Origin of the sequence: Paenibacillus sp. RS8 (assembly GCF_041956825.1) — a bacterium.
Lineage (GTDB): Bacteria > Bacillota > Bacilli > Paenibacillales > Paenibacillaceae > Paenibacillus_AQ.
The window spans coordinates 781,091-795,088 of sequence record NZ_CP168131.1 but is presented as its reverse complement, the minus strand read 5'-3'; the positions used below and the strand labels follow the sequence as shown (position 1 = coordinate 795,088).

Annotated in this window: 9 protein-coding genes; 8 read left to right on the top strand and 1 reads right to left on the bottom strand. The window is 43.6% G+C overall.

Translation table 11 applies throughout. The features are described from left to right. Positions 1–59: 59 nt before the first annotated feature. The gene (locus ACDZ28_RS04740; RefSeq protein WP_375104129.1) at positions 60–1,028 is read right to left on the bottom strand and encodes an ABC transporter ATP-binding protein; all 969 of its coding nucleotides are present in this window, start codon (positions 1,026–1,028) and stop codon (positions 60–62) included. A gap of 167 nt (positions 1,029–1,195) precedes the next feature. On the opposite strand from ACDZ28_RS04740, the gene ACDZ28_RS04735 reads away from it, so the two are divergent. The 8 genes from ACDZ28_RS04735 (at position 1,196) to glmS (ending at position 13,388) form a co-directional block, all read left to right on the top strand. After that, the gene (locus ACDZ28_RS04735; RefSeq protein WP_042131177.1) at positions 1,196–2,089 is read left to right on the top strand and encodes a LysR family transcriptional regulator; all 894 of its coding nucleotides are present in this window, start codon (positions 1,196–1,198) and stop codon (positions 2,087–2,089) included. A 236-nt stretch (positions 2,090–2,325) separates the two neighbouring features. Further along, the gene (gene ppc / locus ACDZ28_RS04730) at positions 2,326–5,118 is read left to right on the top strand and encodes a phosphoenolpyruvate carboxylase (protein ID WP_375104128.1); all 2,793 of its coding nucleotides are present in this window, start codon (positions 2,326–2,328) and stop codon (positions 5,116–5,118) included. A gap of 546 nt (positions 5,119–5,664) precedes the next feature. Continuing rightward, the gene (gene sigW, locus ACDZ28_RS04725) at positions 5,665–6,231 is read left to right on the top strand and encodes an RNA polymerase sigma factor SigW (protein ID WP_036681288.1); all 567 of its coding nucleotides are present in this window, start codon (positions 5,665–5,667) and stop codon (positions 6,229–6,231) included. Between the two features lie 121 nt (positions 6,232–6,352). Beyond that, on the top strand, positions 6,353–6,967 hold the full coding sequence (locus ACDZ28_RS04720; RefSeq protein ID WP_042131175.1) for a zf-HC2 domain-containing protein: 615 nt from the start codon (positions 6,353–6,355) through the stop codon (positions 6,965–6,967). Between the two features lie 214 nt (positions 6,968–7,181). Continuing rightward, positions 7,182–8,012: a diadenylate cyclase CdaA gene (gene cdaA / locus ACDZ28_RS04715; protein WP_042131174.1), complete on the top strand. Its 831-nt coding sequence runs from the start codon at positions 7,182–7,184 to the stop codon at positions 8,010–8,012. After that, entirely contained in the window at positions 8,005–9,465 is a 1,461-nt protein-coding gene (locus ACDZ28_RS04710; protein ID WP_375104127.1) for a YbbR-like domain-containing protein, read from the top strand. The genes cdaA and ACDZ28_RS04710 overlap by 8 nt, the downstream gene beginning before the upstream one ends. A 111-nt stretch (positions 9,466–9,576) precedes the next feature. Next, entirely contained in the window at positions 9,577–10,917 is a 1,341-nt protein-coding gene (gene glmM / locus ACDZ28_RS04705; protein ID WP_042131172.1) for a phosphoglucosamine mutase, read from the top strand. 638 nt (positions 10,918–11,555) lie between these two features. Next, complete coding sequence (gene glmS, locus ACDZ28_RS04700; RefSeq protein ID WP_042131171.1) at positions 11,556–13,388, top strand: glutamine--fructose-6-phosphate transaminase (isomerizing); 1,833 nt, start codon at positions 11,556–11,558, stop codon at positions 13,386–13,388. The last annotated feature ends 610 nt before the right edge of the window (positions 13,389–13,998 follow it).

Sequence of the window (13,998 nt, the reverse complement as noted above, 5' to 3'; positions counted from 1 at the left end):
ATTTTTTGCATCTTGCTGCATGGAACAGCATCATACGAGCTATTCCATGCAGTGGACGCTTAATTCAGATGATGGATCTGGTGCTCAGAAGCGTAGACCTGGATCGTTTCTCCAACTGGTAGACGTTGATCATGATAAGCGGTCCAAGTAGTTCGGTTCTCCATATCGAGAATGACCTCATAGCGATCACCCATATAGCTCACATGCCGAATCGTCCCCGTAAAAGGAAGAGAGGAAGCATCCTCCTGAGACCAACGTAAATGTTCCGGACGAAGCATTTGCTTATCGGGAACGATCCAGTTGGATTTTCCAATAAAATGAGCTACAAAAGGATGATCTGGTTTCTGATAAATCTCCTCAGGTGAACCTGTTTGTAAAATAGTTCCGCCTTGCATCACGACCACTTCATCTGACATAGACATTGCCTCGGTTTGATCATGGGTGACGTATAGAGCGGTAATGCCCATGTTCCTCACCAAGGAGGTTAACTCCAGCCTCATTTCATCTCGCAAGACCGCATCCAGTGCACTTAGCGGCTCATCGAACAATACAAGCTGGGGTCTAGTAACTACTGCTCTGGCAAAAGCAACCCGTTGCTGTTGTCCACCAGATAGCTGATGGGGAAAGCGTAGCTCCAGTCCTTCCAGCTTTACGGAACGAAGGGCTTGTTGAACCCTAATCCGTAAATCTTTTTTCTGCTTAGAGGCACGAAGTCCGAAGGCGACATTCTCGAAGACAGTTAGATGCGGCCAGAGCGCGAAATCTTGAAAGACCATCCCAAAGTTTCGGCTATGGATAGGGCGACTAATTCTTTTGTTGCCTGAGAAAATAAACTCGTCATCCATTAGGATTTCTCCCGCATCCGGTGTTTCTAGCCCAGCAATCAGACGGAGTAGTGTCGTCTTTCCACAACCTGAAGGACCGAGTAATGTCGTAAAGCTTCCAGCGGGAATCTTCAAATCTGCAGCCTTCAAGGCATGCACATCTCCGAATTTCTTTTCCAATCTGTGGATTGTAATTTCCTTCATCTCTATCTACCTGCCTGTTCTTAAGCTTGTTCTTAGTGTAAAGGTAAAGAATTCCCGCTATATTTGCTGAATGTAACTGTGATATTAACTTTTTTGCCGATTTATTTTAACATTCATAGAATTCTTCTATGGTACCGTTTAGGGAATAGGCGAGGGAGTGGATGATAATGAACCTTAATTTAATCAAGCTGGAAATCGTAGAACTGCTAAATAAACATAAAAAAATAACCACAGTGGCCGATAAACTTGGACTGAAGCAGCCCACCGTTACGTATCATTTGAAGAATTTAGAGCAGCAATTGGGGGAGAAGTTATTTGAATCCAGAATGGATAAAATGATTCTTACGGAGAGCGGGAAAGCGTTTCTTCATTATGCGACTAAAATCAATGCACTGGCTGCAGAAGCGGAGCGGGTTGTAAAAGAGTTCAGTCAGGCGGGGCGAGGAACGCTTAAGATTGGTGCCAGTTACGTTCCAGCTACTTATATTCTTCCGAAAATATTAGGGCTGTTTGGAGAACAACATCCGGGGATTACGATCTCTTTATCGGTTAAGCCTTCCCCTGTGATCAAAGAAATGCTGGCTAGTCATGAGATTGACCTTGGTATTTTGTCTACGGAATCTTTTTATCTGCCTGATCTGCATACTCAAGCTTTGTGTGAAGACGAGCTTGTGCTTGTTTTTGCGCCATCTCACGAATTTGCCGCATTTTCTAATTTAAACCCGGCTATGATTGCTTCAGCGAGTTTTATATTACATGACAAGGAATCAAGTACACGCCAACTGACGGATAAATGGTTTGAGCGTGAAGGGAATGAACCCAGAACCTATATTCTGCTGGATTCACTGGAGGCTATTAAGCAATCACTTATGAGTGGAAAGTACGTTTCGTTTATCTCGCGGCTTGCTGTGGAGGACGAGGTGGCCAGAGGAAGATTGCTAATGCGCACCATTCCAGATTATAATTTTCAAAGACATATTTATTATTCGTATAACCGCGATCGTCATTATTCTCCGCTTATTGGCCTGTTCATCGATCAGATTCGAACACTCCGTATTTAAATACACATACTGAAGGCATTCTAGAGCCATTATATATAAGAAAGAATACATAAAATATAAGGACTGTATAAATTGAGAAATTGGTGTATAATCTTAATTACTGTGTCGCTTTACAGCACAAAAAAGTTGGAGATTTTCACGCGGTTTTATTGTATGATATGAGGAAAGCTTTAATAGAAGATATTTAGACAGACAATAATTAACACATTGATCCGGAAGAGAATGGGGGGAGCAGCATGACCGAACTTACGACTACCGTCAGCAAAAGCAACTCTAACAATCTGCTGCGACGGGACGTACGGTTCTTGGGGAACATTTTAGGAGAGGTCTTGGTTCACCAAGGCGGTAACGAACTACTAGAGATCGTGGAGAAAATTCGCGAAACCAGTAAATCGCTGCGCTCACTATTTTTACCTGAACTGCACAGTGAATTTAAGGAGTTAATCAATTCTTTGGATCCAGAGAACCGTCATCAGGTAATAAGAGCGTTCGCCATTTATTTTCAGCTCGTGAATATTGCCGAACAGAACCATCGGATTCGCCGCAAACGTGACTATGAACGTTCAGCTGGGGAGACAGTCCAACCCGGTTCTATAGAAAGCGCGATTAAAGAGCTTCGTGAACGTGATTTCTCTCATGAGGAAGTTAACGAGATTATTGCAGGATTATCTCTGGAACTTGTAATGACGGCACATCCTACGGAAGCTATGCGCCGTGCTATTCTCGATATTCATAAGCGGATATCTGATGATGTTATGGGTCTGGATAACCCTACTTTAACCTTCCGGGAGCGTGAACAGCTCCGTGAGAAGTTATTAAATGAAGTGATTACGCTATGGCAAACGGATGAACTGCGTGACCGCAAGCCAACAGTACTCGATGAAGTGCGCAATGGGATGTACTATTTCCACGAGACGATTTTCCATGTATTGCCGGACGTTTATCAAGAACTTGAACGTTGTCTGAGTAAATACTACCCAGGACAGAACTGGCATGTACCAACCTACTTGCGTTTTGGTTCATGGATTGGTGGAGACCGCGATGGTAACCCTTCGGTAACTTCAACAGTTACCTCACAGACTTTGCGTATGCAGCGTAAGCTGGCGATTCGGGAATATCAGCGGATTATGCGTGAACTCATGAAATATCTAAGCTTTAGCACTAGTATTGTTAAGGTAACGCCGGAGCTCATTGAATCCATCGAAGCTGATCGTAAGATCATCAATCTCGGCAAGATGGAAGAATGGCGCAATGACAATGAACCTTACCGTATTAAGCTTAGTTATATGATCTCCAAGACACAAAATGTTCTGGATGATGAGAAAAAAGATACTCTTGAGCGTTATTCTACACCTGAAGAGTTTATCGATGATTTGAACGTGATTGACCGCAGCTTACGGCATCACTATGCCGATTATGTGGCCGACACTTATATTAAGAAATTGATCCGCCAAGTGGAGCTGTTCGGTTTCCATACGGCGACACTTGATGTGCGTCAGCACAGTCAAGAACATGAGAATGCTATGACTGAAATTCTGGCGAAAATGAACATTACGCCGGATTACTCCAAACTGTCTGAAGATGAGAAGATTGAGCTACTGGAGAAGCTGTTGAATGATCCACGTCCAATCACTTCTTCTTATCAGACTTATAGTGAGGGTACAGAGGAATGTCTTGCAGTGTACCGGACGATCTTCGCTTCGCAAGAAGAGTACGGCAAACAATGTATCACTAGTTATCTGATCAGTATGGCAGAGGCGGCAAGCGATATTCTGGAGGTTATGGTCTTCTCCAAGGAGGTAGGACTATTCCGCAAAGATAATGACGGTACAGTCGTATGTACGCTGCAAGCTGTGCCACTTTTTGAAACGATTGATGATTTGCATGAAGCACCACAAATTATGAATAGATTGCTCAACATGCCTATCTACCGCGATGCAGTAAGAGCAATGAATGATTTGCAGGAAATCATGCTTGGATATTCAGATAGTAACAAAGATGGCGGCGTGGTTACCGCTAACTATGAACTGCGTGTTGCTCTGAAAGAGATTACAGCTACAGCCGATAAGTTCGGAATCAAGCTGAAGTTCTTCCACGGTCGTGGTGGAGCGCTCGGCCGTGGCGGTATGCCGCTTAACCGCAGCATTCTGGCTCAGCCAGCCTCGACGATTGGCGGAGGCATTAAGATCACCGAGCAGGGAGAAGTGATCTCCTCCCGTTATTCGATGCAAGGGATTGCTTACCGCAGTCTAGAGCAAGCGACATCTGCGCTTGTGACTGCAGCGATCAATGCGAGAATTCCACAAGCGGATTTATATGAAGAGAAGTGGGAAGAGATTGTTGCCCGTATCTCTGAAGTTTCGCTTCACAAATATCAGGATTTGATATTCCGTGATCCGGACTTCCTGACTTATTTCAAAGAATCCACACCTCTGCCTGAGGTTGGAGAGCTTAATATTGGTTCACGCCCTTCCAAACGGAAGAACAGTGACCGCTTTGAAGACTTGCGTGCAATTCCGTGGGTATTTGCGTGGACACAAAGCCGTTATTTGCTTCCAGCGTGGTATGCTGCTGGAACCGGACTGCAGAGTTTCTATGAGGGTAAGGAAGAGAATCTGAAGATAATGCAGCATATGTATGAGAACTTCTCATTCTTTACTACACTGATAGATACGCTGCAAATGGCTATTTCAAAAGCGGACTTGAACATTGCTAAGGAATACGCCAGCATGGGCAAGAACGAGGAAGCGCGTCAACGGATCTTCGGCCAGATTGAAGATGAATTCAAACTGACCTCTGAACTAATCCTGAAAATTACTGGCCAGCAGGATATTCTGGATAACGTCCCTGTGATTCAGGAGTCGATTAGACTCCGCAATCCTTACGTTGATCCGCTTAGTTACCTGCAGGTTCAATTGCTATCTGAGCTTAGAGCGCTTCGTGAAGTTGACGGAGACGATAGCGAATTGCTTCGCGAAGTACTGCTTACCATCAATGGTATTGCCGCTGGTCTTCGGAATACCGGCTGATATAGTATTAAGCACAAAAAGTCCGCCCTTTATTGGGGCGGACTTTTTGTGCTCTAGTACGAGTTGTTATGCTCATAAACTGTATATTGTGTAGGATTTTCTTGAAGAAATATCTCGGAGAAATGACGAATATGAATTTTTTTCCTACCAAGTAACCGAGATGTGGTCAGAGGTAATTGATAAGAATAATAAATTCTGGTGAAAGTGGGCATGGAGAAGGATTTTGGAACTGTAGGAGCGAATGCGATAGCCCGAAAGCTTTCCATAGGAAAGCTAGCATCGTAAGCATATGCTATCCTCAGATTTCGACCGCTATATGCGGTTTATAATCAGGAAATCAGAGGATAACAGCGACCGAAAGTCCAACATTCTTAGGAATGTCATTGGATTCACCCTATCTATTATTCCTAGAAATTAACTCAGTTTACAGAGGAGGTTACAATACAATCCTTGATTTTTATACAAACTTGAATTACGATTTAATTGCTTGTACCGTGGATATTTCAAAATAAATACCAAGGGCGGCAAGTCTGGGGGAGTTAACAGGTGGAGAATTTGGAAGGCAGATTGACAAAGCTCGCCTTAAAAGGCGACCAAAGAGCATTTGCCGAGCTTGTGGAACTATATAAAGACAAAATATATCATCTGGCGTACCGGATGCTGAATAATCGCCATGAGGCGGAGGATATTGTTCAGGAGACTTTTTTGCGTGTGTATAGAAACTTGGATCGGTATGATGATAAACAGAAGTTCTCTACCTGGATTTACCGGATTGGAACGAACCTCTGTATTGATAGATTACGTAAACGGAAACCAACCTATTCGCTCGATGCAGAAATGAACGATCAGGAGGGCCTTGACGGCTATTCATTGATTCCAAGTGATAATGTGACACCTGAGACCGAATTACTGCTCTCTGAGACGCAGGGGCTAATCTATGAGGCGATTGACAGTCTGCCTGTGAAATACAGGTCTGTGATGATTCTTAGATACCTGCAGGACTTATCACTTCAGGAGATCAGTGATGTGCTCGACATGCCTGTAACCACGATTAAGACACGTGTTCACCGCGGTCGTGAATTTTTGCGTAAAAAATTAGGCCCGAAAATGTAATAATTGATTTTTTTTATGAAACATCTTTTGAAGAGCAACGTATGTAAGTTAAGCAAGTCTTATGTGTCCTGACCCTTTGTCTTAGGATAATTAAATAGCACTCATGAAAGGATTGGCTCCTATGGAATGCAAACTGGCCGTCTCTATGATGCACGATTACTTGGATGACGACTTGCCCGAACAGCAGCAGAGGGAATTGAAGGAGCATCTTCTATCCTGTCCAGATTGCCGTGCAAAGTTTAAAGAATTAGAACAGACAGATATGTTGATGTTCTCCCTTATGCATCAGAATCCCGTCGCCTCAGATGATCTTGTGAGCCGGATAATGAGTTCATTGCCAAAGTCCAAGAAAGAAAAAGCTTTTATTACCTGGATCAAGAGACACCCTGCACTTACAGCGGCATCTCTGTTTCTTGTCGTAATGCTAATGAGCACCGTAACTTTTTGGAGTCCAGATAGACAACTTGTAGTTAGAGGAGTAGATCTGGATCAAGTGGTCATCAAAGGGGATACTGTAATCGTACCTTCCGGCAAGATTATTACCGGTGACCTTACCATAGAGAATGGTAAAGCACAGGTATATGGGGAAGTGAATGGTAACGTAACAGTTATTGACGGCTCTTTGTATCAGGCTTCAACGGCTCATATTTCTGGGCAAGTCAAAAGCATAGACCAAGCAGTAAGTTGGCTCTGGTATAAAGTGACGAACATGTTCTCTGAAGTTGCCTACCGTTAATGCGGGCAGTGGTTACCTTGAGCTGGAATATTATTTTGCGCCTCTTTTTCCGGAAAGATGGCGCTTTTTTGTTGCCTTAAATTAGAAAATTTAGAAAATGCGTGAGGCACTAAACTTGCAACTGGAGCCCGAACGTTATAACCTAGATATGATATAGATCTAACAGACATTTTACATAAACCCAGCTAATATGAAATGACGGGGGTTTTAGGCAATGAGTTATTTTACAGATTTAACATGGAAAGACTCCATTAAAGATATAATTGATATCTTGATCGTCAGCTACATTATTTATAAAGTGCTTAATATGGTGCGCGGAACTCGAGCGATTCAACTGCTAAAGGGGATTCTCGTACTGGTTTTGATTTGGGCTGTGAGTACCATCCTAGATCTCTATACGCTCAAATGGCTAATGAATCAAATGTTTACATTCGGGGTGCTGGCGGTCTTTATCATTTTTCAGCCGGAACTACGAAGGGGACTGGAGCAGCTTGGACGAGGCAGATTTTTCGGACGGGCTGGGGAAAGTGATGAAGAGCTCAGTAAATTAATTGGCGAAGTCATTAAAGCCGTAAATTATTTATCACATAGAAAAATAGGGGCATTAATCGTATTCGAGCGAGAGACAGGCCTCAATGAATATACGGAATCGGGTATCGCGATGCGTTCTCTAGTCAGCTCGGAGTTGCTGATTAACATCTTTATTCCTAACACACCTCTGCATGACGGAGCCCTTATTATGCAAGGAAACCAGATTGCCGCCGCTGCTTGTTATTTACCTTTGTCTGAGAACCCTTTTATTAGTAAGGAACTGGGGACACGGCATCGTGCAGCTATAGGGATCAGTGAGGTTGCGGACTCTGTGTCTGTCATTGTCTCAGAGGAGACAGGACAGATTTCTCTGGCCATCAATGGTCAAATTGTGAGGGACATTAAAGAAGAATCAATGATTTCGAAGCTCCATCAAGAGCTAAGTGTAAGTTCATCGCTGAAGGAGAAAGGTTCAACTTTCTGGAAACGGAAGGGGGACAAAAATCATGGATAAGTGGATGAGCAATAACAATTTCAATAAGATTCTTGCCCTTGCGTTTGGGATTATTCTGTTTACAATGGTTCGTGTCGACACAGCACCTGTTGGACAGACCACGGTCGATACTAAGTCGAAGATTATTGAGAATGTAAAGATCGAAGAGGTCGGTCTAGATAAAGATAAATATGTGCTGGAATACAAGGATGTAGATAGTGTCAGTATGGAGGTTAAGGGGAAGAACTCTGATATCTCCTTTCAGTTCTCGGACGACTATAAAGTGACTCTTGATCTAAGTAAGGTTGAGCCTGGAGATAATACGTTGCCACTCTCTTATTCATTACCTAGAGGTGTAACGCTCGTCAGAATGACTCCTAAAGAGGTCAACGTACATGTAGAGCTGCGAAATACAAAGTCTTTTCCCATAACCTTGGTTACCAAGGGAGAACCAGCAGCGGGTTATCAATTGGGCACCCCTGTCATGCAGCCTACAGATACTGTTGAGGTTACGCTTCCTGATAATGAGTTAAGCAAAGTGGTAAAGGTACAAGGCACCATTGAGCTAAATGGGGAGAATGAAACCTTTAAAGAGAAGAAATTGAAGCTGCACGCTTATGATAGTGAAGGAAAAGAAGTGAAGGACGCTGTAATTGAACCAGCTACCGTATCGGTGGAATTGCCAATTACTTTGCCTTTTAAGAGCCTGCCACTGGATATCGGCTTTACCGGTCAACTTCCAGATTCTCTCGTCTTATCGAATGTGACACCAGAACTGGAATCAGTTGTCGTATATGGTCAAGCGAATGCATTAGCTGCTTTATCTACCTATGAAGCAAGTGTTGATCTTAGCGCTATAGATTCTGCAGGAACGAAGCAGCTGAAGGTAGATCTGAAGCCTCCGGCTGGAACTGAGAAGGTCATGCCTGAAACTGTGAATGTTTCATTAACGATTTCAGAAATTGCTGAACGGAAGGTTGAAGCGGTACCCATCAAGTTACAAGGTGTGGGTGATGGGCTAGAGGGAAGTATTGTTAATCCATCAAGTAAGGATATAGACCTTACCTTAACGGGTGCGCCTACTTTGTTAAATCAATTAGATAAGAAAGATTTAAGTGTTGTGGCAGATGTGACTGGGCTTACTGCTGGGACTCATGAGGTTTCTTTACGGGTATCACTGCCCAAATTCATTGCACTGGCTAATTCAGGCGTGCCTCTTACGGTGACTGTGCAACTACTATCACCTGCAACGCCGGTGCCTACACCTCATCCAGATACGGGGAGTGTAACTACTCCTGAGCCAAGCTCTGAGCCTGTTATAGGCGATGAGGGAGCCACTGAGAAGCCCACCCATAGTGGAGAGGCTGGTGGGGGGACAGCAACGCCTGACCCGACAGATAGCAATCCAGAGAATAACGGCACAGCTAACACAAGTGCGAATTCCGAAAATCCTGTAGGTACAGGGGGAACATAACCTTTTATTGAAATACGTCTTTTAGGATATGTCCCAAAGGTACACCAAAATAGTATTCAAGTCATATGATAGAACATTAAGCTAATGTAGCGTATTCAAAGGAGAAAAATAATGGGGAAGTATTTTGGAACTGACGGTGTGCGGGGAGTAGCGAACCGTGAATTAACAGCAGAAATGGCCTATAGCATTGGTCGTTGCGGTGGATATGTACTAGCGGGTAACGTGCATAAACCAAAGGTTGTCATCGGAATGGACACACGTATTTCCGGTCCTTTGCTTGAATCGGCTCTTATTGCTGGTTTGCTGTCTATTGGAGCAGATGTAATCCGTATAGGTGTAGTGAGTACGCCTGCTGTTGCCTATATTACTAGATTATTAAAGGCCGATGCAGGGGTAATGATTTCTGCATCACATAATCCGGTTGAAGATAATGGCATTAAGTTCTTTGGCGGAGATGGTTTCAAGCTTACGGATGAAACTGAGCTGCGTATTGAAGAGCTTATGGATGCTGAGGTAGATGAATTGCCGCGTCCTATCGGTTCAGGTTTAGGCATGGTTACGGTTGATAATGATGCTAAGTACCTCTATTTAGAATATTTGAAGACTACAATTTCTCAGGATTTTAAAGGGGTCAAGGTCGTACTCGACTGTGCTCACGGCGCAGCGTATGAACTTGCACCAAGATTGTTCAGAGAGCTTGGCGCTGAGGTTATTTCTATTGGATCTGAGCCTGATGGCTTGAATATTAATGCTGGATTTGGTTCGACACATCCAGAGACTTTGCGTGAAGAAGTATTGCGTCAAGGAGCGGATTTGGGGCTTGCTTTTGACGGAGATGCTGACCGATTGATTGCGATTGATAATAAAGGTGATGAAGTTGACGGAGACTTTATCCTTTGTATTTGCGGGGATGCAATGAACCGTGCAGGCAAGCTAAAAGATAGTACAATTGTATCAACGGTTATGAGTAATATTGGATTCTACAAAGCTACCGAGAAATTATCTCTGAACACTGCTAAAACAGCTGTAGGTGATCGGTATGTGATGGAAGAAATGCGCCGTGGCGGCTTTAATCTAGGTGGAGAACAGTCTGGACATGTTATCTTCCTTGATTATAATACTACAGGTGATGGTATTCTGACGGCTATTCAGCTGGTAGATACACTTATAGCTTCAGGTAAGCAGCTTAGTGAACTCAAAAGCATGATGACAAAGTATCCGCAAGTACTGGTTAATGTTCGTGTTCAGGATAAGACCAATTATCCTAACAACCAGGCTATCGAAGCGGCTATCGCTGAAGTAGAAGGCAAGCTAGGCGACAATGGCCGTGTGCTTGTACGTCCGTCCGGTACGGAGTCTCTAATCCGCGTCATGGCAGAGGGACCTGATAAAGCAGATCTAGATCTTTATGTGAATCAAATTGTAGAAGTGGTTCAACGCGAATTGGTATAATTCATTCCCATAACTATATAGCCGGTGTAGTGAGCGAGATCAATTCGGACTCATTACACCGGTGTTTATCACTTTTAGGCCGGATCCAATGAACAGGAATTGGAAATTTGGGTTGGTGCAGCATTGCCAAAGTACTACAAGGTGCATATAATAGATTAAGTGTCATTCTAGAAGGAAAGCGGGGATTGTGAGGTTCGCAATAGCAAGCGCCAGAGCTTGGTCGAGCGCGGGGGAGAAGGGAAAGCTGCTACATAGCTATGTAGACAAGGGCTTGAACGGATCACGGCAGACGTAAGCTGACGAGGTGGAGGTGTTCGAAATGTTCGGCGGGGACCTCCCGGTGATGCACCAGAGCCGTAAATGGAGACGGAAAATGGAAGGGCGACCTTTCACACAACGTTTTCATGGGTGCATAAGAAATATAAAAATTCATGTGTGCGCGCATCGTAAAGAAACACGGTAGTTCTGCCACGGCAGAGAAGAAGGCTGTGCATTTCATGAACATAAGATGTAAGTGACAGTTTATTTTGTTGATCCAAAATACAACAGAATATTTGCTTTTTCTCAAAAACATGCCGCACGGCACGTTTCTTTCCTTATGCCGCCACATTACGATAACTCGGACGGGGGAAATTATAATGTGTGGTATTGTAGGATATATTGGTAATCAGAATTCGCAGGGGATCTTGGTTGAAGGATTGAAGAAGCTGGAGTATCGGGGATATGATTCTGCTGGTATTGCTGTATTTACTGGGGAAGGACTGCAAGTAGTGAAAGCACAAGGCCGTTTGGCGAATCTGCAGTCGAAGCTGGAAGGCAGTCCACTGGCAGGTAGCGCCGGTATCGGACATACACGCTGGGCAACCCACGGTAAACCATCCGATGAGAATTCGCATCCACATACGGATAACAGCATGAAGTTCTCGGTCGTTCATAACGGTATTGTTGAAAACTATCTGGATCTGAAAGAAGAGCTGATTGCTGGCGGATGCCACTTTGTCTCCGAAACAGATACAGAAGTGATTTCACATCTGATTGCTCGTGAATATGATGGGGATATCGTGAAGGCTGTGCAAAAAGCGATTACCTTCATGCGCGGTGCGTTTGCATTAGGTGTCCTGACTGAATATGAACCAGATAAATTGGTGGCTGTGCGTCAAGCGAGCCCGCTCATTATCGGTCTTGGCGAAGGAGAAAACTTTATCGGGTCAGATATTCCTGCATTGCTTGAGTATACCCGTAACGTATATATTTTGAACGACGGCGAAATGGCAGTCCTGACAAGAGATGCTGTCGAACTGATGACGATTGAAGGCAACTTTATTTCTCGGGAAATGATTACTGTCGATTGGGATGCAGTTACCGCGGAAAAAGGCGGCTACGAGCATTTCATGTTGAAAGAGATCCACGAGCAGCCTAAGGCTTACCGCGACACTATGCGTGGTCGTATTAATGCCGAAGGCAACAAGGTTGTTTTGCCAGAGTTGAACATGACGGAAGAACAAATCAAGAACATCCGTAACATCCAAGTTGTTGCTTGCGGAACGGCATACAACGCTGGTGTGGTAGGACGTACTATGATCGAATCTTTGGTTCGTATTCCGGTTGAGAATGATATCGCATCGGAATATCGTTACCGTTCACCAATCGTGACACCAGAAACTTTGGTTATCGTTGTCAGCCAATCCGGTGAGACCGCGGATACATTGGCTGCTCTGCGTGAAGCGCAAGCTAACGGTGCACATGTATTGGCGATCACTAACGTAGTGGGCAGTTCTATTGCTCGCGAAGCGAATGATGTGTTGGTAACTTTGGCAGGTCCTGAAATTGCAGTAGCCTCGACCAAAGCCTATACTTCACAATTGGTTGCCTTCGGATTGTTTGCTCTTTATTTAGCTGAAGTTCGTGGTACACAAACCGAAGCACAAGTGGCTAAGATTCTAGCAGCTATGCAAGCTCTACCAGAGCAAGTGGAAGAGATCCTGGCTCAAAAAGAAGCGATCAAAGGTTATGCAGAACAAATTTCTGAGCACAAAAACCTTTTCTTCATCGGCCGCGGCGTAGACTACGCTGTTGCTCAAGAAGGATCCTTGAAGCTGAAAGAAATCTCTTATATTCACTCCGAAGCTTATGCCGCAGGTGAATTGAAGCACGGTACGCTGGCTCTAATCGAAGAGGGCGTTCCGGTTATTGCCCTGGCAACTCAGGAAGCTGTGCTTGAGAAGACTGTGAGCAACATTAAAGAAGTGAAGGCTCGCGGCGCTGACGTGCTTGCGATCACTCATCAAGAGCATTTGACTGACCTGCTTAGATCAGTGGATCAAGTGTTTGTGATTCCTAAGACACTGCCAATGCTGACAGCAGCGTTGTCCGTAGTACCTCTGCAATTATTGTCTTATTATGCTTCTCTTGCGCTGGGTCATGATGTGGATAAACCACGTAACTTGGCGAAGAGTGTTACTGTGGAGTAGGGTTTGTTGGGAATAGACAATGTGTGTAAATGTCTGGTGATATCATAGTTGTGAAATTGACATTAAAGTTTTGAAATAGACATTAAAGTTGTGGAATTAACATTATAGTTGTGAAATAATGATTGGTATCCGGTAATAAAAAAGTGTGTGTCATGACAATAAGGTTTTGTTCTAAACAATAAAGTTTTATGCTTAATTTAGAAAAACTATAGTTAAACAGTCATCTAAGACTAAATTAAATACTTCATACTAACAGTCCTGAAGAAGTACTTACCTTCCTCGGGACTGTTTTTTTATTTATATAGGAGGTGAAAGAGTGAAAACTCTTGGTGATAAAATAAAAAACATCAGAAAAATCAACAAACTGAGTCAGGTCAAACTTTCGTTTTGATTGGTATTTCCCAGGGTACATTGAGTGAATTGGAACAAGATAAGTACAGCCTTCGTTGGAAGCTGTTATGGCAGTAAGAAAAAATTTCGATTTTAATGTAAAATGATTATTATTTTGAAATAATATGGTTTTCGATAACAATAGACTTTACTATGCGAGACTATAACAAAGAAGAATCGAAATAATAAATACACTTAGGGGATTAAAGTCAGAAGATAA

Coding starts and splice junctions, on each gene's coding strand:
- ACDZ28_RS04740 (WP_375104129.1), bottom strand. CDS start 1,028: ATGAAGGAAATTACAATCCACAGATTGGAAAAGAAATTCGGAGATGTG.
- ACDZ28_RS04735 (WP_042131177.1), top strand. CDS start 1,196: ATGAACCTTAATTTAATCAAGCTGGAAATCGTAGAACTGCTAAATAAA.
- ppc (WP_375104128.1), top strand. CDS start 2,326: ATGACCGAACTTACGACTACCGTCAGCAAAAGCAACTCTAACAATCTG.
- ACDZ28_RS04720 (WP_042131175.1), top strand. CDS start 6,353: ATGGAATGCAAACTGGCCGTCTCTATGATGCACGATTACTTGGATGAC.
- cdaA (WP_042131174.1), top strand. CDS start 7,182: ATGAGTTATTTTACAGATTTAACATGGAAAGACTCCATTAAAGATATA.
- ACDZ28_RS04710 (WP_375104127.1), top strand. CDS start 8,005: ATGGATAAGTGGATGAGCAATAACAATTTCAATAAGATTCTTGCCCTT.
- glmM (WP_042131172.1), top strand. CDS start 9,577: ATGGGGAAGTATTTTGGAACTGACGGTGTGCGGGGAGTAGCGAACCGT.
- glmS (WP_042131171.1), top strand. CDS start 11,556: ATGTGTGGTATTGTAGGATATATTGGTAATCAGAATTCGCAGGGGATC.